This is a genomic window from Pseudomonas sp. BO3-4 (assembly GCF_034044115.1).
GTDB lineage: Bacteria > Pseudomonadota > Gammaproteobacteria > Pseudomonadales > Pseudomonadaceae > Aquipseudomonas > Aquipseudomonas alloputida.
Genome location: NZ_CP139018.1, coordinates 1,268,331 through 1,291,242, shown reverse-complemented (window position 1 = coordinate 1,291,242; position 22,912 = coordinate 1,268,331). Strand labels below are relative to the sequence as shown.

Sequence of the window (22,912 nt, the reverse complement as noted above, 5' to 3'; positions counted from 1 at the left end):
CTCGCATGGTCACTTGTGATGCTGATAATCTTTTTGACTATCAGTCCGTACTCACAAGCACCCACACGAATTGCTTGATTCAATTTGTTAAAGAGCGTTTGGTTAAGAGCTTTTCGTCTCAACCGAGGCGCGCATTCTACGCTTTCCTCAGAGCCTGTCAAGCGTTTATTTTGAAGTTTTTTACCACCGCTTTCTTTCGAAAGCTAACAACTTCAACAACTTACCGCTTGCCCCGAAGCGTTCATCGCTGCGAGGAGGCGAATAATACGCGCTTTGAAATCAGAGTCAACACCTTGTTCTGAAAAACTTTTCCATCAACGTTTTGCCGCTAACCGGCAACTAATGAAAGCGCCGTGGATCTGTAAAGAAACACACCACGGAGCGTAGCGGCCATGAGCAATGGGCAAAGCGAGAAAACCCCCGGCCTCTCTGCAGATGAAGAGCAGGAGGTCAGCCACAGCCAACCGCCGCGGGCGGCTGTGCTGCACGAAATCATTCGCTACCAGGGCGACCAGGAACTGGAACGTACACTTGCCGCGTTGTGGTGGTCGGCACTTGCCGCCGGCCTGTCCATGGGGCTGTCGTTGATGGCCATGGGGCTATTCTACGCCCGCCTGCCGGAAGGCGATGGTGCCCAGGTGGTCGCCAGCATCGGCTACAGTGCGGGCTTTCTTGCCGTGATCCTGGCACGCCAGCAACTGTTCACCGAAAATACGCTCACCGCCGTGCTGCCCGTCATGACCGCCCCTACGCTGGCCAACTTCGGACGACTGCTACGCCTCTGGGGCGTGGTGTTGTTTGGCAACCTGGCAGGCACCCTGCTGGTAGCCTGGGTGATGCTGGAACTGCCGATCTTCGACAGCAAGACCGATGTGGCATTCCTGGAGGTCGGTCGCAAGGTAATGAAGAACGACATCAGCCAGATGTTCGCCAAGGGCATAGTCTCAGGCTGGATGATTGCCACCATGGTCTGGATGATCCCTTCAATGGAGCACGCCAAGATCTGGATCATTCTGATGATCACCTACCTGATGGCCCTTGGCGATTTCACTCATATAGTGGTGGGGTCAGTCGAAGTGTCCTACCTGGTGTGGGCTGGCGACGAAACCTGGAGCCGTTTCTGGCTGGAATTTGCACTGCCGACGCTGGCGGGCAACATCATCGGTGGCAGTTTCATCTTCGCCTTGATCAGCCATGCGCAAGTGCGCAGTGACAGTGGCAAACCACCCTCGCGGCTTCTGAACGACGACCAGCCCCAGTCCGCGCGCAGCAGACATGAGCCAAAATGATAATCAGCGTGCCGCTACGGTGAGCTCATGCCCCTGGCCCTGCTTACTCATGGGCCAGGGCTACACATCCGTTCTGCCCGCCATGCGGTGACTCCAGGTTACCCCGCTCCCGTCCGCGGCGCGCCCAGTCGCACCTGAGCCTGGTTATCGACGGCCCACCACAGTGATCGAATCAACCGTGAATTGGCTTGTAAGGTCATTTCTCGCCGATGTAACACTGTTCAACAATATTCATCCGAATTATGCGATGAACGGTACACCGGCAGAAGAAGATCAGCATTATGGACAATCGCATCGGCAAAGGGCTTTCATTCGTCAAGCGCATCTACCTGCCGCGGGTCATTGGCCTGGGAATCGGCCTGTTCACTGTCATGGCGGCGATTGCGCCGCTGTCGCCCCCCTCCTGGACATGGCTGCTAGTACTGTTCAATGGTTTGCTGTGGCCGCACGTGGCCTACCAGTGGGCTGCCCGCTCGGCAACGCCTTACCAGGCGGAACAGCGCAACCTTCTGCTGGACTCGCTGATGGGCGGGTTCTGGACTGCCGCCATGCACTTCAACCCGCTACCCAGCGTGACCGTGCTGTCGATGATGACGATGAACAACGTCGCCGCCGGCGGCAAGCGCATGGTCTTTCGCGGAGCGCTGGCGCAACTGGCTGGCATGCTCGCCGCCATCCTGCTGCTTGGCCCTGGCTTGCAATTGATCGCCACGCCCCTGCAGGTCTATGCGTGCCTGCCAATGCTGGCGCTGTACCCACTGGCCTTGGGCTGGGTGTGCTACCAGCTTGCGATCAAGCTGGGCGACCACAAGCGCCGGCTGAGCGACCTGAGCCTCACCGACAGCCTGACCGGGCTGTTCAACCACGGCGCCTGGAAGGACCTGCTGCAGCTCAAGTTCCAGGCGTGCAAGCAGCGACAGGAGCACGCGGTGATTGCCCTGATCGACATCGATCACTTCAAGACCATCAACGACACCTTTGGCCATGTGGTCGGCGACTGTGTACTGCGCCAGCTCAGCGCTGAGCTGCGGCGCAGTTTGCGCGAGGGCGACCAGGCCGGGCGTTACGGCGGCGACGAATTCTGCGTGATCCTGCCCGAAACCAGTGAAGCCCAGGCCTGCCAAGTCATGGAGCGTCTGCGCGAGCGGGTTTCCAGCTACCGCAACCCACAGTTACCGCACCTGCGCATCAGCCTGAGTATCGGCCTGTCACCCTTCGAGGCCAACCTCGAGTCCCCCGAGCACTGGCTCGAACAGGCGGACAAGGCGCTGTACATCGCCAAGCACGCTGGCCGCGATCAGGTCAATTTTGCCCGCGGTGAAGCTGCCGCGCTCAGGCTGGCCTATCCTGATTGAACCTCCTTCCTGTCTGCCTGGCGGGAGGTTGCCTGAAGGAGCCGCTCGCGCATGGCCAGGACCGCCAAGCTTCTACCCGCTAGCCCCACACCGCGCTTTCAGGTGCGCCACCTCATTGCCGGTTTCAGCGCAGTGTTCGGCCTGGCTTGCCTGGTCATTCTCGGCGCTCTGTTCAATATCGCCAGCACACTCGACCAACAGGAGCGCCAGCGTAGCGCCTTCCATGCGAACCAGGCGCTGGAACAACGGCTGCTCGCCTCGCGCCAGTTTCTGTCCAGCTATGCCGTATGGGATGCAGCCTTCGAGCACTTGTCGGGCCAAGCCGACTGGCAATGGGCCTACGAGGAAAAAAACATAGGTGAGTCGCTGTACAGCGCCAGCGGCTACGAAGGGGTGTTCGTAGTGGAAAACGACCGCACCACCTATGCCTTGTTCAAAGGCCAGCCCAGCCAGGCAGGTGCCAACACCTACATAGACACACCGCTGCAGCCGATCATCGAACAAGCCCGCGCGGCAGCAGTTTCACGCGAGCAAATCACCCATTTCGTGCTGTTCAATGGCTGGCCGGCCGCACTCAGTGCAGCAGCCGTGCGCCCGGACCGGGAGGTTACCGACAGCGAGGTGAGTCAGGCGCCGGTGATGCTGTTCATTGACCAGCTCACCGAAAGCAAACTGGCGCAGTTGGGCAACGGCGCCGGCCTGACGGGCATGCACGTGGAAAAGGAGGATATGCAGGATCACAGCCACCTGCGCATCGACCTGGGCGACACCGGCTACCATCTGACCTGGAACAGCCCACTGCCGGGGCGTCAGATGCTGCGGGCAGTGTTGCCAGCACTGTTGTGCGCACTACTGATACTTGGCCTGGTGATGCTGTACCTGTTCCGCCATGCCTTGCGCAGCTCCCGGGCAATCGGCCTCACGCTCGTGCATCTGCAACAAAGCAACCAGGCCCTGGAGGCCAGCGAGCAGCGTTTCCGCGCGGTGGCCGAATCGGCATCCGACTGGATCTGGGAAACCGACCGGCATCAACGCCTGACCTACCTGTCGCAACGCTTCGCCAACGTCACCGGCTACCCGGTAGACGGCTGGCTGGGCCACCCGCTCAACCAGTTGCTGGCCTGCGACACCACGCCGTTGTCACCTTGGCTCGACGCCCTGGCTACCGCCGACCCGCAGCAATTGGCCAACCTGCGCTGCACTTACCGCGACCAGAATGGCCAAAACCGCTACTGCCGGATATCCGCCCGCGCTATCTGGCGCGATGGCAAGGCCATCGGTTTTCGGGGTACCGCCAGCGATATCACCGACGAAGTCGACGCCCACGCGCGCATCCAGCATCTTTCGCTGCACGACCCACTGACCGGGCTGGCCAACCGCAACAAACTCGCCCGGCACTTGGAGCAGGCCTTGTTGCGCGGCAGTGACTCGCCGCCGCTGACCTTGTTGCTGCTGGACCTGGACAACTTCAAGCCGATCAACGACTCGCTCGGTCATGCCGCCGGAGATGCCGTGCTGCAAGAAGTGGCAACGCGCCTGCGCGACACCACCCGCGATGGCGACCTGGTCGCGCGTCTGGGCGGCGACGAGTTCATCCTGGTACTCAGCGGTATGGACAACAGCAGCGAGATCGACCGCTTCTGTGCGCGCCTGATCGGCCTGCTGCAGCAACCCATCGTCTTCGAAAGCCAGCCGCTGCACATCGGTGCCAGCATTGGCGTTGCCCAGACGCGTAACCAGGGCTTCGATGCAGGTGAGCTGATCCGCTGCGCCGACATCGCCCTGTACCAGGCCAAGGCCGATGGAAAGAACACATGGCGCTACTTCGTTGCCGAAATGAACCAGCAGATCCAGTACCGCCGCCAGCTGGAGAACGACCTGCGCCGGGCCCTGCGCAATGAGGAGTTCGAGTTGCATTACCAGCCGCGCTACCGCCTCGACGACCTGCGTATCGTCGCGGTCGAGGCCTTGGTGCGCTGGCGGCATCCACAGGAAGGGTTACTGGGGCCGGACACCTTCATTCCGTTGGCCGAGCAGAGCGACATCATTGTTGCGCTGGGCCGCTGGGTGCTTCGCGAAGCTTGCCGCACTGCCCATGACTGGCCAGCCGACGTGCTGGTTTCGGTCAACCTGTCGCCTGCGCAGTTCTTGCGCAGCGATGTGGTAGCCGACGTGCGCGAAATTTTGCTCGACACGGCCTTCCCCGCCCAGCGGTTGGAACTGGAGATTACCGAGAACGTGATGCTCAACGACATCGAGGGCGCGCTAGGCACCATGCTGTCGCTCAAGGAGCTAGGGGTGCGCCTGAACATGGATGATTTCGGCACCGGCTATTCGTCGTTGGGCTACCTGCGTACTTACCCGTTCGACAGCATCAAGATCGACAAACGCTTCATCAGCGGCCTGAACAACAACGGCGGCAGCGACCGCGCTGTGGTCCAGGCCATCATCAACCTGGGTGAGGCGATGGGGCTGACAGTGACAGCCGAAGGCGTGGAAAGCGAACATCAACTCAAGGCGCTGGAAAACGATCGCTGCCATGAAGTGCAAGGCTATTACCTGAGCATGCCCCTGGACAGCGCCGGATTGGCGGCGTTGTTGCACCAAACCTCCCAAAGCACTGCACAACCCTTGTAGACGCGGCCTTGCTCCTAAACAGACTGGGTGTGCTGCTGCAGGCTGCGCTGCGCCACGATTTCGGGCAGATCACAGCGGCGCAGGTAGGCGCGCAGCGGTTCACCAATGTTCAAGCGGTCATCCACATGCTGATCCAGCAACAGCGACAGCCGTTCGCGGCACAACGCCATGCGCTGCCCTTGCTCGGGCCGCCAGACAAACTCGCTGCAGGGGGTGATACTGGCGTCGGCCACGTCCATGCCGAACGCGTCCTCGGAGAAACGCACGATATGAACACCGCGCTTGCCGTGAAAACCGACAAAGCCCTTTAGCTGATCGGCGGCGTTGCAGATATCCTGGGAAGTGATGGCCATGACGTAACCTCGCAATGAAATCGGAAGATACGCACGCCTGGCGGAAGAAGGGTTGCCTCTGTCGGGCAACTCACAGCGGCAGCCTAACGCAACTGGCGGGCCGTTCGCCAAATTTTTTCGTGCCTGCCCAACGTCGTCGACGAACTCAAGCTGTACTGCCTTCACCACACGCCCCGGCTGTACCGCTTCGACCGTTACATCTCTGTCTATTGGGCAGCACCATCACTGCGGGTCGCGGTCCTCATGCACTTGCACACTCGCCGTCATACCCGCACTCAAGGTCAGCCCTTCCGGCACCTGATCCAGGCGAATCCTCACGGGTATGCGCTGGGCCAGTCGTACCCAGTTGAAGGTCGGCTCTACCTCCGGCAGCAACTGGCTGTCCGGGTTGCTGTTGCGGTCGGTGATGCCGCGGCTGATGCTCTCCACGTGCCCCTGCATCGGTTCACCCGTGCCCATCAGCCACACCTTCACAGTGTCCCCAACGCGAATGCGCGGCAGCTTGGTTTCCTCGAAATAGGCCTGGATGTAGAACGTCGAATCATCCACCAGCGCCATCACCGATTCCCCGGTGTTCACATAATTGCCTTCGGCCAGACGCAGATTGGTGATATGCCCGCTGCGCGGTGCCCGCACCTCACTGCGCGCCAGGTTGATCCTGGCCACCTGCAACTGCGCCTCGGCCTCATGCAACTCGCCACGCGCGATGGCGGCATTGATCTGGGCGTTTTCACGCAACTCGGCACTGATCGCCTCTGGCCCCAAGGCAGTACGCCGGGCTGCTTCACGCTCGCGCAAGCGCAATTGCTGGGCGCGGGTCTCGGTCACCGCGCTGGCCTGATCGAACGCGGCCTGGAAGCGCTCGCGGTCAATGCTCATCAACAGGTCGCCAGCCTTGACCTGCTGGTTGTCATGAACCTTGAGTTCGCGAACCCAGCCAGACACGTCAGGCGCAATCACCACCACATCGGCGCGCACACGGGCATCGCGCGTCCATGGGGTGAGCATGTAGTACTGCCACAGCTGGTAGCCGGCCAACACGGCCAGGGCCACCACACACAGGGTCACCAGAATACGTACGGCCGCACGCATCGAAACACTCCTTTATAAAGTTCCCAGCAGGCGTACCACCAGGAACAACACACAGACGAACAGCGCTGCGTCGAACAGCGCTTCATGCCAGATCCAGCGCCCCAACGGTGTGGCCTGCACCACCAGGCGCAGCAGGCCGGTGAGCAGCAGCGCCAACAACACATAAAGCAGAAACGGGCTGAGCAGCACACCGCCCACTTCCCACTCACGCAAACCCATGGGTGTCCTCCTGCCAGCGGCACCATTTGCCCCAGCTTTTCTGCAATTGCAGTACCGCCCCTTCGGCCAGGCGAAGCGGGTCGCTGGCTGGCAGCCGACGCAAGGCTGCAATGAACTGCTCACTGGCAGCATCCAGCCGCTGCCCACGCCCGGCAGCCGGCCCTTTGGCCAGCACTGCCTCCACGTGTTGCAGGTACTCGCGCTCGGCCCGCCCCAAAGGGGCCTGGGCGACCGCCAGGCACATGCGCAGGTGCACCAGTTCGTCGCCGATATCCAGCCCGTGCAGGCCGTCATCCCAGCGTTTGCGTTCGCCTTCCGGTAATTCACTGGCATGCCGCGCCAGTTGCATCAGCCGGTCGGCCATGCGCCCGCCAAACCAGCTGTCAGCCCCGCGCAGGTCGCGCCGGGTCAGGCGCACCAAGTCGTTCTGCGTTGCAGCACGCAAGCGCCGGCCCAGCCAGGCCGGGTGGCGGAACACCAGCAAGCGGAAGGCCATGACCGCTGCCGACACCCCCACCAGCATGGCCAAGGCACTGTTCAACATGGTCGCCACGCCGAACTGCATGGCGTTGAGCGGCGACACCAGCACAATGAAGTGCAGGCAATAGGAAGTGGCCGTAGCCCCGGTACGCGGATGGGCCATGCCCAGTGCACCAAGAAACAGTGGCACGCCCATGCCCAGGCAGAGCATGGCGAAACTGCTCCATTGCGGCAGCATGATCTGCCCGACCAGAAACGCCGCCGGTATCGCCAGGAATATCCCGCGCAGAAAACTCAGGCCGATCTGTGCGCCGTTTTCGCGACTGGCGAACAGGCTGCAGACCACGCAGGTCAGCACCAGGCCACCCGGTGCCGAAGGCCAGGCCGTGGCCAGCCAGAAACCACTCATTACCAGGAAGGCCAGCGCACTGCGCGAGCCGAACAGCAAGGCCAGCGACCAGTCTCGGTGCACGGCCAGCCCCTGGGACACGTCCTTGGGCGCCCTGCCCGCCTCCACATCCTCAAGTGCCTGGCTGGCGGCCATGGCATAGTCCAATAGCAGGGCCATGCGCGCCAGGCAGAAGTGCTCCGCCGAACTGATCTGCTCGTCGTGTGCGGCATCCCAGATACGCTGACGCAACAACAACAGGCTGGGCTGGTCGGGTTGGTCGAGCAGCGTACGCACTTCCTGCAACCAGGGCGTCAGGTGCTCGACCTCACACTCATCCAGTTGCCGCCACTGGCGGCGCACCGAACGGGAAATACGCAACAACACCAGCAGTTTCTGGCTAAGGCCACGAATGGCACGGGCACGTTGGCGCCCGCGATTGCCCTCGAACCAGGCATGTTCACGTTGGCTGTCGATGGCAACGATGCGTCCCAGGCTTTCCAGCAGGCCCTTGCGCGCCTCGTCCTCTCCGCCCAGCATGGCTCTGGCGGCCTGCAGGCCGTTCTGCCAGGCCTGCCGTGCCTGCCCGCCCAGTTGCTGCTCGACCCGCATGGGCCAGAGCAAGGCACTGCTGGCTGTTGCACAGAAAATACCCAGGCAGATCTCGGTACAGCGCGCCACGGCCTGGTCGAATACCTGCAGGGGGTGGTCAATGGCCGGCAAGGCAATGATCGCTGCGGTGTAGCCGGCCAGCACGAAAGCATAGGCCCAGGCGCTGCGCAACTGGGTGGACGCGGCGGTACACAGGGCCAGCCACAGCGCCAAGGCAAGCAGGAACAGCCCGGGGGTCTGGGCGAACAGGCCGATGAACAGCACTGACATGACTGTGCCGACCAACGTGCCGGCTAACCGCGCCAAGCCTTTCTGCACCACCATGCCCGATAGCGGCTGGGCGACGATGAAAGCAGTCATCAATGCCCAGGAGGGTTGCTCCAGCCCCCAGCGCATCGCCAGCCACAACGCCAGGCCGCCACCGAGCAGGGTCTTGATGGCAAACTTGAGGGCGAGGCTGCTGGGCGCGAACAGGGCCTGAAAGGTGATGGGCACGAGGCGGACCTTGCGGGGAAAAGTCTTGCTGAAAAGATAGACAATGATGAGCAGAATAAAGCGGAAACGATTAATTAGCTAGCTAATCATGTATATGCGATTGGCCTGTACCGAGAGCGACAGCTCAGGCAATAAAAAATGCAGGCAAAAAAAATGGGCGACCGAAGTCGCCCTAAATGCCTTGCGTGCTCGTGTACCCGGAAGGTCAGCGCGGCTTGCGCTTGTTCGAGTCCTTCCAGATGAAAATGCCCAGACCGGCAAAGAAGGCGACCATCAGCCCGACCGTTACCACACCGGCGATAACCACGTTGTCGAAGAACATGCTGGCCTCCCCATTCGTTTGCCGTTGTCCGATGGGTACACGTTAACCAATGTGGCGGCGGGGAAAATTGATCAGTGTCAATGGTGCCCGAGGCCGGGCACGCGAGGGGGGCGCAGGGTTGACCTGCGTCAAGTTTCAACGCTTCTTAGGTTTGCCCTTGGGCTTCTTTTTCTTGCTGGTACTCAAAGGCAGGGCCTGCTCGAAAGCATTGCGCATTTCGTTCAGCCGCTTTTCCTTGAGGTCGTGGACGCGCTTGGCACGTTCGGCATCGAAATCGATGAGGTTGTCTTGGCTCATGGGTGGGCTCGACGATCAACAGAGAAATGCATGATGAAGCCAGGCGCAGGCGCTGACCAGCCCCGTATCAGACTTCGATGTCCACCAGCAGTCCTTGGCGTACATGCTCGCCCATCAATGGCGCTACCGGCACGGTATTGTCGGCATTGACCTCGTCACCCGGGACGGCATCGTAGCGTTCCTGCTCGCCCTTATCGCGGCGTTGCTGCTGGCGGCGCTGTTCATCGCGCAGCAACAATACCTGCTCCTGCGGGTCGCGCTGGCGCTTGAGGTCAATGGCACTTTCGCCGGACGCAGGCTGCGTCGGCACCACCGGCTTGATATCGGGGGTTGGCTTGACCGGGTCCTGTTGCGAGGTGACCGGGGCGGCACTGAGCGGAATGATCGGCGGCAGCATGGACGTTCTCCTATGCCCCCTGTATCGGCAGGCGCAGCTTTACCTTGATGTCATGGACAACATTTACTCGGCTTCGTCACCCGGCTCGTCGTCGACTGGCGGACTGGCCTCGCTCCAGGGCCGCTTGTACACCTGTTGCCAAACCGCATCCATATGATCGCGTAACACCTTCGGCGCGGCTTTCAGCGAAGCGCTGTCCTCGCGCTCACCACCGATCGGTTCCTCGCCCGCCGGGGTGATCAGCGACTGGCCGGTAATGGTGTAACTGGCCTGCCCTTCACGCATCTCGATGGCGATGTCATGCGGGTCGATACCGCCGCCGCAGAACGCATGGCTGGCCACCGTTATCTCGGCCACCCCATTCTTGTTCAGGTCGCTCACATCACTGACGTCATTATAGAAGTCCACGTCCAGGTCCAGCCCCGGGCAGGTCGTTTCCTGCTCGACCTGCCAACGCGCCTTGAAGGTGTCGTTCTCGGCCGTGCGCCCGTACAAGGTGGCCTTGAGCACCACCTTGTCCACTTCCTGTTCGCTTTCCAGGTCGCTGGCCTGGCCATCGCTGCGGCTCAGGACCAACAGCCCTTCGCCGTCACTGTCACGAAAGTGCACGCTCTTTATCGGCGTCTGCACGCCCAGTACCTCAAGCTGCTCCATCGGAATGGGGGGCAATGTCTCAAAGTTTTTCTGCTCGCAGGCGCTCAGCAGCACCAGGCTGCCCACGGCCATCGAAGCGCTGATCCAGCGGTGCTTGGCAGACATGTTGATCCGGGGCCCTCATCGGCGGCGCTGTGCAGGGCGATGAAACGACTAGACTGTGCCTTTCGATACCTTTCGGTGCTCTCGGCACTTTGGTCTGACCGGCCGATCCGTTAACATAATCGGCTTTTTCATCGCGGGAGTTCAGGCAGTATGGCGCAGCAGTATCAACCGGGGCAACGCTGGATCAGCGACAGCGAAGCAGAGCTCGGCCTGGGTACCATCCTGGCGCAGGATGGCCGCCTGTTGACCGTGCTCTACCCGGCCACTGGCGACACCCGCCAGTATTCCCTGCGCAATGCGCCGCTGACCCGCGTGCGCTTCTCGCCAGGTGACCAGATCACCCACTTCGAAGGCTGGAAGCTGACCGTACGCGAAGTCGAGGACATCGACGGGCTGATGGTCTACCACGGCCTGGACGGGCAGAACCAGCCTCGCACCCTGCCCGAAACCCAGTTGTCGAACTTCATTCAGTTCCGCCTGGCCAGCGACCGCCTGTTCGCCGGGCAGATAGACCCACTGTCGTGGTTCAGCCTGCGCTACAACACCCTGCAGCACACCAGCAAGCAGATGCAGTCGGCACTGTGGGGGTTGGGCGGCTGCCGCGCACAGCCCATCGCCCACCAACTGCACATTGCCCGCGAAGTCGCCGACCGCAGCGCCCCACGCGTTCTGCTGGCCGACGAAGTGGGCCTGGGCAAAACCATCGAAGCCGGCCTGGTCATTCACCGCCAGCTGCTGTCGGGTCGCGCCAGCCGCGTACTGATCCTGGTGCCGGAAAACCTCCAGCACCAGTGGCTGGTGGAAATGCGCCGGCGCTTCAATCTGCAAGTGGCGCTGTTCGACGCCGAGCGCTTCATCGAAAGCGACGCCAGCAACCCGTTCGAGGATGCCCAACTGGCGTTGGTTGCCCTGGAGTGGCTGGTCGACGACGAAAAGGCCCAGGACGCACTGTTTGCCGCTGGCTGGGACCTGATGGTCGTCGACGAAGCCCACCACCTGGTCTGGCACGAAGACCAGGTCAGCGCTGAATACGGCCTGGTCGAGCAACTGGCCCAAGTGATTCCGGGCGTACTGCTGCTCACCGCCACCCCCGAGCAGCTTGGCCAGGACAGCCACTTCGCCCGCCTGCGCCTGCTCGACCCCAACCGTTTTCATGACTTGGCCGCTTTCCGCGCCGAGAGCGAACACTACCGCCCGGTAGCCGAGGCGGTGCAGGAACTGCTCGACGAGGGCCGTCTGTCACCCAAGGCCCACGCCACCATCCTGGGCTTCCTGGGTGCCGAAGGCGAAGCCCTGCTGGCTGCAGTCAGCGACGGCGACACCCAGGCCAGCGCGCGGCTGATTCGCGAGCTGCTGGATCGCCACGGCACCGGCCGCGTGCTGTTCCGTAACACCCGTGCGGCGATCCAGGGCTTCCCCGAGCGCCAGTTGCACCCCTACCCGCTGCCCACGCCCGAGCAATACCGCGACCTGCCAGCCGGCGAGCACGCCGAGCTGTACCCGGAAGTTGCCTTCCAGGCCCAGGGTGAAGTGGCCGATGACGAGCGCTGGTGGCGTTTCGACCCACGCGTCGACTGGCTGATCGACACCCTGAAGATGCTCAAGCGCACCAAAGTGCTGGTGATCTGCGCCCACGCCGAAACCGCCATGGACCTGGAGGACGCCCTGCGCGTGCGCTCCGGCATCCCGGCCTCGGTGTTCCATGAAGGCATGAGCATCCTCGAGCGCGACCGTGCAGCTGCCTACTTTGCCGATGAAGAGTTTGGCGCCCAGGTGCTGATCTGCTCGGAAATCGGCAGCGAAGGCCGCAACTTCCAGTTCGCTCATCACCTGGTGATGTTCGACCTGCCAGCGCACCCCGACCTGCTCGAACAGCGCATCGGCCGCCTTGACCGGATTGGTCAGAAGCACACTATCCAGTTGCACATCCCGTACCTGCAAGACAGCCCGCAAGAGCGCCTGTTCCAGTGGTACCACGAAGGGCTCAACGCCTTCCTCAACACCTGCCCCACCGGCAATGCCCTGCAGCACCAGTTCGGCCCACGCCTGCTGCCGCTGTTGGAAGGCGGCGATCACAAGGCCTGGGATACCCTGGTGGCCGACGCCCGCAGCGAGCGCGAGCGCCTGGAAGCCGAACTGCACACTGGCCGTGACCGCCTGCTGGAGCTCAATTCCGGCGGCGCCGGCGAAGGTCAGGCGCTGGTCGAGGCCATTCTCGAACAGGACGACCAGTTCGCCCTGCCGATCTACATGGAAACCCTGTTCGACGCTTTCGGCATCGACAGCGAAGACCATTCCGAGAACGCACTGATCCTCAAGCCGAGCGAGAAGATGCTCGATGCCAGCTTCCCGCTGGGCGACGATGAAGGCGTGACCATCACCTATGACCGTGGCCAGGCGCTGTCACGCGAGGACATGCAGTTCCTCACCTGGGAGCACCCGATGGTGCAGGGTGGCATGGATCTGGTGCTGTCAGGCTCGATGGGCAACACCGCCGTGGCGTTGATCAAGAACAAAGCGCTCAAACCAGGCACCGTACTGCTTGAACTGCTGTTCGTCAGCGAGGTGGTGGCACCCCGCAGCCTGCAACTGGGCCGCTACCTGCCGCCGGCGGCACTGCGCTGCCTGCTCGACGCCAATGGCAACGACCTGGCGTCACGCGTGGCCTTCGAAACCCTCAACGACCAGCTCGAGAGCGTACCGCGCGCCAGCGCCAACAAGTTCGTCCAGGCCCAGCGCGATGTGCTGGCCAAGCGTATCAGTGGCGGCGAGGAGAAGATCCTGCCGGCCCACAACGAGCGCGTGGCCGAAGCCCAGCGCCGCCTGACAGCCGAGGCCGACGAAGAGCTGGCGCGCCTGGTGGCATTGCAAGCGGTCAACCCAAGTGTGCGTGACAGCGAAATCGACGCCCTGCGCAAGCGGCGCGAAGATGGCCTGGCAATGCTGGAGAAGGCCGCCCTGCGCCTGGAAGCCATTCGCGTGCTGGTGGCTGGCTAACGCAGGCCCCGCGCCCTTGTGGGAGCGGGCACGCCCGCGAACACCGGCGAAGCCGGTGGCATCCATCGCAGTGGATGCTTCGCGGGCTCGCCCGCTCCCACAGGAAGGCATCAGGGCCCCAAATTTATTCCTCACTGCGATTGGAGTTATAACCAAATCGTAGAAATCATTGTGCCATTAGTCAGGAAGGCTTAAGCACTCCTTCCTATACTGCCTCTGGACAGTCTGCACAGGGTTGTAGCGCAGACGAGTGAAAACTCGATCAAGAGGCATTCCATGGAATGGCTGGGGCTGCAACTGTTCGCCGATCTTCCCGCAACCGGGCGCATCGTCATCGACTGCCGTCATGAACCGCTCTTGGTTCTGCTCGCCTATTGCGTTGCTTGCGCGGCCTGTTTCGCCACCCTCGACATGGCCGAGCGCCAGTCCCACAGCGACGACCCCACCGCCCACCGGCAATGGAACATGCTTGGAGCTTGCTGCCTGGCAGGCGGCATATGGGCCATGCACTTCATCAGCATGCTGGCCTTTCGGGCCCCGGTGGACGTGCACTACGACGTATCCCTGACCATTCTTTCGCTGCTCATCGCACTGGGCGTGGCCTGGCTGGCCATGCACAGCCTCGAACGCAGCAAGATGCGCGCGCACCACTTCGTGCTGAGCGCAGGGCTGATCGGCCTGGGCATCATCCTCATGCATTTTGTCGGCATGGCCGCGATGGAAACGGGTGCCCGCCAGTACTACCAAACCGGCTTGCTACTTGCCTCTGCCGCCATTGCCCTGCTCACCGCCCTGACCTCGCTGTACCTGGCCCGCTACTTGCGCAATGGCAGCGGCACCCTGTACCAGGCCATGAAGTACGGCGCCAGCCTGCTGATGGCGGGCGGCATCGTCGCCACTCATTTCACCGCGATGTCGGCCATGACCTTGATCATCCCTGCCGATACCGCACTGCGCCTGCCGTCTGGCGACAACAGCCTGCAGCTGGGACTGGGCATCGGCTTCATCACCCTGCTGATCAGTGGCGCCAGCATCAGCGCCGCACTGGCCGACAAGAAGCTGCAAAGCAAGGAGCACGACCTGCGCCGGGTCAGCGTACTGCTCAGCCAACTGGACCAGGCCCGCGCTTCGCTGCAGCAGGCGGCGCACTATGATGCCCTGACCAACCTGCTCAACCGCCGCGGATTCAACCAGGTGTTCGCCGAGCGCCTGGTCGAAACTCAGGCCAGCGAAAACCGCCTGGCCGTGATGTTTCTCGACATCGACCATTTCAAGCGCATCAACGACAGCCTCGGCCACGACGCCGGTGACGAGCTGCTCAAGGTAATCGCCCACCACATCAAGGCCGCTACCCGCAGCCACGACCTGGTTGCGCGTTTTGGTGGCGACGAGTTCTGTGTGGTCACCAGCCTGAACAGCCGCGACGAAGCCCGCCACCTGGCCCAGCGCATCATGCAACGGATGAAAGACCCCATCGACCTGGGCGGGCGGCGCATGGTCATGACCACCAGCATTGGTATAAGTATCTTCCCGGACGATGGCGGCACAGCCGAAGAGTTGCTCAAGCATGCCGACCTGGCCCTCTACCAATCCAAGGACAACGGGCGCAACAGCCTGAATTTCTTCAATGACAGCCTGAAGGCTCGCGCGTCGATCGCCTTGCAACTGGAAGAAGAGCTGCGCCTGGCGCTGCTCGAAGAGCGCGGGCTGTGTGTGCACTACCAGCCGATCTTCGACCTGCGCAGCGGGCAAGTGGCCAAACTGGAAGCGCTGGTACGCTGGCAGCATCCTCAACACGGCCTGCTCGGGCCCGACCGTTTTGTCGGCATTGCCGAAGCCAACGGCCTGATCATCGACCTTGACCTGTGGGTGCTGCGCCATGCCTGTGCCGACCTGGCCCACTTGCAGCGCCACGGCTACGGCGAGGTCCAGGTCACGGTCAATTGCTCGGCAGTCACCCTCAGCCACGACGAACTGCCTAAGGAAGTAGAAAAGGCGCTGTTCCACGCCGCCCTTGCGCCGCGCCACCTGGAGCTGGAGGTGACCGAGAACGCCCTGGTGGGCGATATCCAGCGCACGGTCAGCCTGCTCAAACGCGTCAGGGCTTTGGGGGTGGCACTTTCGATCGATGATTTTGGTACCGGCTACTCGTCACTGGCTTACCTCAAGCGCCTGCCGCTGGATGTGCTGAAGATCGACCGCACCTTCCTGCAGGATGTACCGGGCAGCCAGAAAGACCGGGAAATTGTCCAGGCGATCATCGCCATGGCGCATACCCTGCACCTGCGGGTAGTCAGCGAGGGCGTGGAAACCGCCGAACAGCAGGCGTTCCTCGAAAGCCATGGCTGCGACTACCTGCAGGGCTACCTGTTGGGGCGCCCCGTACCGCTGGCCGAGTTGCGCCCACTGCTGGAGCGGTTGCAGCGCCAGAACGGCCGGATCACACCTTGTTGCGATACAGCTCTACCAGGGTCGCCGGATCTTTTTGCAGGTAACCCTGGCTACCGTGCAAGCGCATCAGTTGCGCGGCAAGGCCACTGAGCGGCGTCGCCGAGCCTTGCTCGCGGGAAAACTTGACCGCGCCATCGAGGTCCTTGAGCAGCGTGCGTACGTGCCACTTGATTGGCTCGAAGCGGCTCTCGGCCATTTGCGGCGCAAGAATCTGCAATGGCTTGGAATCGGCAAAGCCACCCGCCAGCGCCTCAGCGATCAGCGTCGCGTCCACGCCCGACTGTTCGGCCAGTGCCACCACTTCTGCAATTACCAGGGCATTGCACGCGACGATCATCTGGTTGCACGCCTTGGTCACCTGTCCCGTGCCTACCGCGCCCATATGCGTCACGCGCTGACCAAGCACCTCCAGCACCGGGCGTGCACGCTGCAGATCGGCCGCTTCACCGCCCACCATGATCGCCAGCGTGCCCGCTTCGGCACCGGGCGTACCGCCAGAGACAGGTGCATCCAGCCAGGCCATGCCGCACAGTGCTGCCAGTTCGGCAGCCATTTCACGGGTGGCGGTGGGTTCCAGGCTAGAGAAATCGATCAGCAACTGGCCGCTGCGCCCGCCCTGGGCAATGCCTTGCTCGCCAAACACCACCTCACGCACCACCGCCGTGTCGGCCAGGCACAGTAATACCATGTCGCTGTCACGGCACAATTCGGCCGGGCTGCTGGCCAGGCGCGCGCCAGCAGCGACCAGTGCGGCGCACTTGTCCGGGCTGCGGTTCCATACCGTCAGCGGATAGCCCGCTGCCAGCAGGCGGCGGCACATGGGCAGGCCCATCAGGCCGATGCCGGCGAATCCAAGCGAAGGTAGTGCAGTGCTCATCGATAAACTCCTGACTGATTCGAACATTTCCCAGGCGGGCTACGATTCCGTTGGCGCCTGCCAGAACGGCGGCCACATTACGCATCCCGTAAACTGTTACCGCCACGCCGAATTGTTACTTCCCTCTACCCGCCTTGATCGCTTTCAAGCACCAAAACGGAGCTGATGCGTATTTTTGCGCACCAAAAAAGATCACGCTTCTTCCTGGCCCTTCACCTGTATCACGATGAACGGCGAAACCACCACCGCCCAGATCTCTGGGTCGCGGCTTTGCAGGTCCAATGCCTGCTCGGCCGATACCGGCCCAACAGTGCCATCACTACGCCACTTGGCGAAGATCTCGCTGCGATTCTCGGCCATCGCCTCAGCAACGGCGATCAGGTCAAGGCAGGGGTCGACCCAAATCAGGTCACCCTTGGCCCAAAAACGCTCCAGCGCTTTCCACTCGATGATTGCCGTCTCGCCAAGCAATTTGGCATAGAGGGTGCTTGTTTGATCAGTCATGGGTGGTATCCGCAAAAAATCGGTCAATAAAAAAGGCCGGCATTTTTGCAGAAAAACCCGGTTTCAAATATGTAATTTGGTCGATTGACCCCGAAGTTGTGGGGCGGGATCGCAGATGCAGGCAGTTTGATGGCGCCTTTCTGTATCTTTCTGTCGATCAAGCGACAACGCAGGAAAGACGCACTTTTCGACCGCTTTTCAAGCGCTCGAACAGCGCTCTACACTGTACCGGTACAGTTCCGGGACATGTTCCGGGGGAAGGTGGGCTAGCGCGTTGGCATGGCCACGCCGCAAATCCCGCCCGGTCTGTAGCCCTGGCCGCCAGGACTATAAGAATTACAACAGAATGAGTGGAGCACTATGATCAAGATTTCCAAGCTGTTCGCCGCAATGGTACTGGCCGGGGTAGCCAGCCATTCGTTTGCCGCCGATACCATCAAGATCGGCATCGCCGGTCCCAAGACGGGTCCTGTGACCCAGTACGGCGACATGCAGTTCATCGGCGCCAAGCAAGCCATCAAGGATATCAACGCCGCGGGCGGCGTGGATGGCAAGATGCTCGAAGCCAAGGAATACGACGACGCCTGCGACCCTAAACAGGCCGTGGCAGTCGCCAACAAAGTGGTCAACGACGGCGTCAAGTTCGTGGTCGGCCACCTGTGCTCCAGCTCCACCCAGCCTGCGTCCGACATCTACGAAGACGAAGGCGTGATCATGATCACCCCGGCCGCCACTTCGCCGGAAATCACCGCCCGTGGCTACAAGCTGATCTTCCGCACCATCGGCCTGGACAGCGCCCAGGGCCCGGCCGCCGGCAACTACATCGCCGACCACGTCAAGCCGAAGGTCGTTGCCGTCCTGCACGACAAGCAGCAGTACGGTGAAGGCATCGCCACCGCCGTCAAGCAAACCCTTGAGAAGAAAGGCACCAAGGTTGCCGTCTTTGAAGGCCTGAATGCCGGTGACAAGGACTTCTCCTCGATCATCCAGAAGCTCAAGCAGAACAACGTCGACTTCGTCTACTACGGCGGCTATCACCCAGAGCTGGGCCTGATCCTGCGCCAGGCTCAGGAAAAAGGCCTGAAAGCCAAGTTCATGGGTCCGGAAGGCGTGGGCAACGACTCCATTTCGCAGATCGCCCAGAACGCTTCCGAAGGCCTGCTGGTCACCCTGCCGAAATCGTTCGACGCAGACCCGGCGAACAAGAAGATCGTCGACGCCATCAAGGCTGACGGCAAGGACCCAAGTGGCCCGTTCGTATTCCCTGCCTACTCGGCTGTCGAGCTGATCGCTCAAGGCATCAAGAAAGCCGGTTCCGATGATACCGACAAGGTGGCCGAGGCCATCCACAAAGGCACCTTCAAGACCCCGACCGGCGAACTGTCGTTCGACGACAAAGGCGACCTGAAAGACTTCAAGTTCGTGGTCTACGAATGGCACTTCGGCAAGCCGAAGACCGAAGTCTCCCCTCAGTAACTGCGTGACTAATAGCTGACCTACGAGCCCACTGTGCGAGCAGTGGGCTTCGTTTTATGAGGTTCATGGGCCCGATCCCCGCGATCCGGGGGCAGGCTCACCTGAAAATCTTAAAACCGTCACCCGCGGTTTCCTGGCCGTACCCCTGCCAGTGAAATGCAAATCAGGTTTTTAGGAGCGCTGTAATGCCTGAGATCTACCATTTCTTCCAACAACTGGTTAATGGATTGACCATCGGCAGCACCTATGCCTTGATCGCCATCGGCTACACGATGGTGTACGGCATCATTGGCATGATCAACTTCGCCCACGGCGAGGTGTACATGATCGGTTCCTACGTGGCCTTCATTGCCCTGGCGGGCCTGGCCATGATGGGTATCCATTCGCTGCCGATCCTGATGACCGTCGCCTTCGTCGCGACGATCTTCGTCACCAGTGCCTATGGCTACAGCATCGAACGGGTTGCCTACCGCCCCCTGCGCAACAGCAACCGTCTGATCCCGCTGATTTCCGCCATCGGCATGTCGATTTTCCTGCAGAACACGGTCTTGCTTTCGCAGGACTCCAAGGACAAGTCCATCCCCAACCTGATCCCCGGGAGTTTCTCCTTCGGACCAGGCGGTGCTGAAGAAGTACTGATCAGCTACATGCAAGTCCTGGTGTTCGTTGTCACCCTGGTGGCCATGACCCTGCTCACCCTGTTCATCTCTCGTTCCCGCCTGGGCCGCGCCTGCCGCGCCTGTGCCGAGGACATCAAGATGGCCAACCTGCTGGGCATCAACACCAACAACATCATCGCCCTCACCTTCGTCATCGGTGCCGCCCTGGCTGCCGTGGCGGCCGTGCTGCTGAGCATGCAGTACGGGGTGATCAACCCCAACGCCGGTTTCCTGGTGGGCCTGAAGGCTTTCACCGCGGCGGTACTGGGTGGCATCGGCAGCATCCCGGGCGCCATGCTCGGCGGGCTGGTGCTGGGCGTGGCCGAAGCGTTCGGTGCCGATATCTTCGGCGACCAGTACAAGGACGTGGTGGCATTCGGCTTGTTGGTTCTTGTCCTGCTATTCCGGCCGACCGGCATCCTGGGCCGCCCGGAGGTTGAAAAAGTATGAACAGAAATCTCAAACAGGCGTTCTTCAGCGCCTTGCTGGTGTGGGCCGTGGCCTTCCCGGTACTGGGCCTGAAACTGAGCATCGACGGCATCAGCCTGGTCGTGCACAGTCAGGGCTCGTTCACCATCAGCATCATCGCCGTGTGTTCGGTGCTGATGTTCCTGCGCGTGCTGTTCGACAAGCAGTGGAGTTCGGTGATGGGCCGCCGATCGGATCGCAAGCTGATCCCCCCGGCAGTCAGCAACTACCTCACCCTGCCCAAGACCCAGCGCTACGTCATCATCGGGTTGATCGTGATGGCACTGGTATGGCCGTTCTTCGGCTCTCGCGGTGCGGTCGACATCGCCACGCTGATCCTGATCTACGTGTTGCTGGGCCTGGGCCTGAACATCGTGGTCGGCCTGGCGGGCCTGCTCGACCTCGGCTACGTAGGCTTCTATGCCGTCGGTGCCTACAGCTACGCCATGCTCTCGCATTACCTGGGCTGGAGCTTCTGGGTGTGCCTGCCGATTGCCGGCCTGATGGCTGCCACCTTCGGCTTCCTGCTCGGCTTCCCGGTGCTGCGCCTGCGTGGTGACTACCTGGCGATCGTGACCCTCGGTTTCGGTGAGATCATCCGCCTGTTCCTGCGTAACCTCACCGATTGGACCGGCGGCCCCAACGGCATCAGCAACATCCCCAAGCCGGAGTTCTTCGGCCTGACCTTCGAACGCCGTGCGGCCGAGGGCATGCAGACCTTCCACGAGTTCTTCGGGCTGCAATACAACTCGATCAACAAGGTCATCTTCCTGTACCTGGTGGCCCTGCTGCTGGCCCTGCTGGCGTTGTTCGTGATCAACCGCCTGCTGCGCATGCCGATCGGCCGCGCCTGGGAAGCCCTGCGTGAAGACGAGATCGCCTGCCGTGCACTGGGCCTGAACCCGACCGTGATCAAGCTCTCGGCATTCACCCTGGGTGCCTGCTTCGCCGGTTTCGCCGGCAGCTTCTTCGCCGCGCGCCAAGGCCTGGTGACGCCGGAGTCGTTCACCTTCATCGAGTCGGCGATCATCCTCGCCATCGTCGTGCTGGGTGGCATGGGTTCACAACTGGGCGTGATTCTCGCGGCCATCGTGATGATCCTGCTGCCTGAGCTGATGCGTGAGTTCAGCGAATACCGCATGCTGATGTTCGGTGCGCTGATGGTGTTGATGATGATCTGGCGTCCGCAAGGCCTGCTGCCTATGCAACGTCCACACATGGAGCTGCGTCGATGAGCCGCGAAATTCTGCAAGTCAGCGGCCTGAGCATGCGCTTCGGCGGCTTGTTGGCGGTCAACGGCGTGGCCCTGACCGTCAAGGAAAAACAGGTGGTGGCGTTGATCGGCCCGAACGGCGCCGGCAAGACCACCGTGTTCAACTGCCTGACCGGCTTCTACAAGCCCAGCGGCGGTACCATCCTGCTCGATGGCCAGCCGATTCAGGGCCTGGCCGGCCACCAGATCGCCCGCAAGGGCGTGGTGCGGACCTTCCAGAACGTGCGGCTGTTCAAGGAAATGACCGCACTGGAAAACCTGCTGATCGCCCAGCACCGCCACCTCAACACCAACTTCTTCGCCGGCCTGTTCAAGACACCGAGCTTCCGCCGCAGCGAGAAGGAGGCCATGGAACGCGCGCAGTACTGGCTGGAGAAGGTCAACCTGACCGAGTTCGCCAACCGTACGGCCGGCACCCTCGCCTACGGGCAGCAACGCCGCCTCGAAATCGCCCGCTGCATGATGACCCAGCCACGCATCATCATGCTCGATGAACCGGCAGCCGGCCTGAACCCGAAGGAAACCGAAGACCTCAAGGCTCTGATCGCCTACCTGCGTGAGTCGCACAACGTCACCGTGCTGCTGATCGAGCACGACATGAAGCTGGTGATGAGCATTTCCGACCATATCGTGGTGATCAACCAGGGTACCCCCCTGGCCCATGGCACGCCGGAGGAGATCCGCGACAACCCTGACGTGATCAAAGCCTACCTGGGGGAAGCGTAAATGCTGAAGTTCGAAAACGTTTCCACTTTCTACGGCAAGATCCAGGCGCTGCACAGCGTCAACGTGGAGATCAACCAGGGCGAGATCGTCACCCTGATCGGCGCCAACGGTGCCGGCAAGTCGACCTTGCTGATGACCCTGTGCGGCTCGCCGCAGGCGCACAGCGGCAGCATCAAGTACCTGGGTGAAGAGCTGGTCGGCCAGCCCTCCTCGCACATCATGCGCAAAAGCATCGCGGTAGTGCCGGAAGGCCGTCGCGTGTTCGCTCGCCTGACGGTCGAGGAAAACCTGGCCATGGGCGGTTTCTTCACCGACAAGGGCGACTATCAGGAGCAACTGGACAAGGTCCTGCAACTGTTCCCGCGCCTGAAAGAGCGTTACATCCAGCGCGGCGGCACCATGTCCGGTGGCGAGCAGCAGATGCTGGCCATCGGCCGGGCGCTGATGAGCAAGCCCAAGCTGCTGCTGCTCGACGAGCCTTCGCTGGGCCTGGCGCCGATCATCATCCAGCAGATCTTCGACATCATCGAACAGCTGCGCCGCGATGGCGTGACGGTGTTCCTGGTGGAGCAGAACGCCAACCAGGCGCTGAAGATCGCTGACCGGGCGTATGTGCTGGAGAACGGTCGGGTGGTGATGCAGGGCACCGGTGAGGCACTGCTGACCGACCCGAAGGTGCGCGATGCCTACCTGGGGGGTTGAATGAAAAAGGGCCTTCGGGCCCTTTTTTCTGCCCGCAGGACGTGTATCGTGGCCAGCTCTTTGGCAAAGATTCCCCGGAGCCCG

At 61.8% G+C, this 22,912-nt stretch carries 20 protein-coding genes; 10 read left to right on the top strand and 10 right to left on the bottom strand.

Going from position 1 to position 22,912, the window contains the following annotated elements; translation table 11 throughout:
- The first annotated feature begins 392 nt into the window (after window positions 1-392).
- The 3 genes from REH59_RS05890 (at window position 393) to REH59_RS05880 (ending at window position 5,281) form a co-directional block, all read left to right on the top strand.
- Window positions 393-1,289 (top strand): formate/nitrite transporter family protein, encoded by an 897-nt coding sequence (locus REH59_RS05890; protein WP_014860086.1) that lies wholly within the window; start codon window positions 393-395, stop codon window positions 1,287-1,289.
- 281 nt (window positions 1,290-1,570) lie between these two features.
- Complete coding sequence (locus tag REH59_RS05885) at window positions 1,571-2,644, top strand: diguanylate cyclase (protein WP_014860085.1); 1,074 nt, start codon at window positions 1,571-1,573, stop codon at window positions 2,642-2,644.
- Between the two features lie 51 nt (window positions 2,645-2,695).
- Window positions 2,696-5,281 carry a bifunctional diguanylate cyclase/phosphodiesterase gene (locus REH59_RS05880; protein ID WP_012051436.1) on the top strand — a complete coding sequence of 862 codons (2,586 nt, stop codon included), beginning with the start codon at window positions 2,696-2,698 and terminating at the stop codon, window positions 5,279-5,281.
- Window positions 5,282-5,295: 14 nt separating this feature from the next.
- Here REH59_RS05880 and REH59_RS05875 read toward each other — a convergent pair whose 3' ends face one another.
- The 8 genes from REH59_RS05875 to REH59_RS05840 form a co-directional block, all read right to left on the bottom strand.
- A complete protein-coding gene (locus REH59_RS05875) occupies window positions 5,296-5,634 on the bottom strand; it encodes a DUF2025 family protein (RefSeq protein WP_003254855.1) in 339 nt (112 codons plus the stop codon).
- Between the two features lie 222 nt (window positions 5,635-5,856).
- Window positions 5,857-6,726 (bottom strand): HlyD family secretion protein, encoded by an 870-nt coding sequence (locus REH59_RS05870; RefSeq protein ID WP_003254857.1) that lies wholly within the window; start codon window positions 6,724-6,726, stop codon window positions 5,857-5,859.
- 12 nt (window positions 6,727-6,738) lie between these two features.
- Window positions 6,739-6,945: a DUF1656 domain-containing protein gene (locus REH59_RS05865; protein ID WP_003254859.1), complete on the bottom strand. Its 207-nt coding sequence runs from the start codon at window positions 6,943-6,945 to the stop codon at window positions 6,739-6,741.
- Window positions 6,932-8,920: an FUSC family protein gene (locus REH59_RS05860; protein ID WP_003254861.1), complete on the bottom strand. Its 1,989-nt coding sequence runs from the start codon at window positions 8,918-8,920 to the stop codon at window positions 6,932-6,934. Before REH59_RS05860 ends, REH59_RS05865 begins: the two co-directional genes overlap by 14 nt.
- A 205-nt stretch (window positions 8,921-9,125) precedes the next feature.
- The gene (gene ccoM / locus REH59_RS05855) at window positions 9,126-9,242 is read right to left on the bottom strand and encodes a cytochrome c oxidase subunit CcoM (protein ID WP_003254862.1); all 117 of its coding nucleotides are present in this window, start codon (window positions 9,240-9,242) and stop codon (window positions 9,126-9,128) included.
- Window positions 9,243-9,377: 135 nt separating this feature from the next.
- Window positions 9,378-9,539, bottom strand: a complete 162-nt coding sequence (locus tag REH59_RS05850) for a hypothetical protein (protein WP_003254864.1) — start codon at window positions 9,537-9,539, stop codon at window positions 9,378-9,380.
- A 67-nt stretch (window positions 9,540-9,606) separates the two neighbouring features.
- Complete coding sequence (locus tag REH59_RS05845; RefSeq protein WP_012051431.1) at window positions 9,607-9,936, bottom strand: hypothetical protein; 330 nt, start codon at window positions 9,934-9,936, stop codon at window positions 9,607-9,609.
- A gap of 63 nt (window positions 9,937-9,999) precedes the next feature.
- Window positions 10,000-10,695, bottom strand: a complete 696-nt coding sequence (locus tag REH59_RS05840) for a M949_RS01915 family surface polysaccharide biosynthesis protein (RefSeq protein ID WP_014860082.1) — start codon at window positions 10,693-10,695, stop codon at window positions 10,000-10,002.
- Between the two features lie 150 nt (window positions 10,696-10,845).
- Between REH59_RS05840 and rapA the strand changes: the two genes are divergently transcribed.
- Together rapA and REH59_RS05830 are read left to right on the top strand one after the other, a co-directional pair.
- Window positions 10,846-13,692 carry an RNA polymerase-associated protein RapA gene (gene rapA / locus REH59_RS05835; protein ID WP_014860081.1) on the top strand — a complete coding sequence of 949 codons (2,847 nt, stop codon included), beginning with the start codon at window positions 10,846-10,848 and terminating at the stop codon, window positions 13,690-13,692.
- Window positions 13,693-13,968: 276 nt separating this feature from the next.
- Window positions 13,969-16,233 (top strand): putative bifunctional diguanylate cyclase/phosphodiesterase, encoded by a 2,265-nt coding sequence (locus REH59_RS05830; protein WP_014860080.1) that lies wholly within the window; start codon window positions 13,969-13,971, stop codon window positions 16,231-16,233.
- On the opposite strand, the gene REH59_RS05825 is transcribed toward REH59_RS05830, so the two are convergent.
- Both REH59_RS05825 and REH59_RS05820 read right to left on the bottom strand, forming a co-directional pair.
- Window positions 16,133-17,020, bottom strand: coding sequence for an NAD(P)-dependent oxidoreductase (locus REH59_RS05825; RefSeq protein ID WP_003254870.1), 888 nt, complete (start codon window positions 17,018-17,020; stop codon window positions 16,133-16,135). The two genes, REH59_RS05830 and REH59_RS05825, sit on opposite strands and share 101 nt — an antisense overlap.
- 192 nt (window positions 17,021-17,212) lie before the next feature.
- The gene (locus REH59_RS05820) at window positions 17,213-17,524 is read right to left on the bottom strand and encodes a DUF2288 domain-containing protein (protein ID WP_004576203.1); all 312 of its coding nucleotides are present in this window, start codon (window positions 17,522-17,524) and stop codon (window positions 17,213-17,215) included.
- A gap of 360 nt (window positions 17,525-17,884) precedes the next feature.
- Between REH59_RS05820 and REH59_RS05815 the strand changes: the two genes are divergently transcribed.
- The 5 genes from REH59_RS05815 (at window position 17,885) to REH59_RS05795 (ending at window position 22,828) form a co-directional block, all read left to right on the top strand.
- A complete protein-coding gene (locus REH59_RS05815) occupies window positions 17,885-19,000 on the top strand; it encodes a branched-chain amino acid ABC transporter substrate-binding protein (protein WP_012051426.1) in 1,116 nt (371 codons plus the stop codon).
- Between the two features lie 185 nt (window positions 19,001-19,185).
- A complete protein-coding gene (gene livH, locus REH59_RS05810) occupies window positions 19,186-20,109 on the top strand; it encodes a high-affinity branched-chain amino acid ABC transporter permease LivH (RefSeq protein WP_003254876.1) in 924 nt (307 codons plus the stop codon).
- Window positions 20,106-21,362 carry a high-affinity branched-chain amino acid ABC transporter permease LivM gene (locus REH59_RS05805; RefSeq protein ID WP_003254877.1) on the top strand — a complete coding sequence of 419 codons (1,257 nt, stop codon included), beginning with the start codon at window positions 20,106-20,108 and terminating at the stop codon, window positions 21,360-21,362. Before livH ends, REH59_RS05805 begins: the two co-directional genes overlap by 4 nt.
- Window positions 21,359-22,126 (top strand): high-affinity branched-chain amino acid ABC transporter ATP-binding protein LivG, encoded by a 768-nt coding sequence (gene livG / locus REH59_RS05800; RefSeq protein WP_003254878.1) that lies wholly within the window; start codon window positions 21,359-21,361, stop codon window positions 22,124-22,126. Before REH59_RS05805 ends, livG begins: the two co-directional genes overlap by 4 nt.
- On the top strand, window positions 22,127-22,828 hold the full coding sequence (locus REH59_RS05795) for an ABC transporter ATP-binding protein (RefSeq protein WP_003254879.1): 702 nt from the start codon (window positions 22,127-22,129) through the stop codon (window positions 22,826-22,828).
- Window positions 22,829-22,912: the final 84 nt, after the last annotated feature.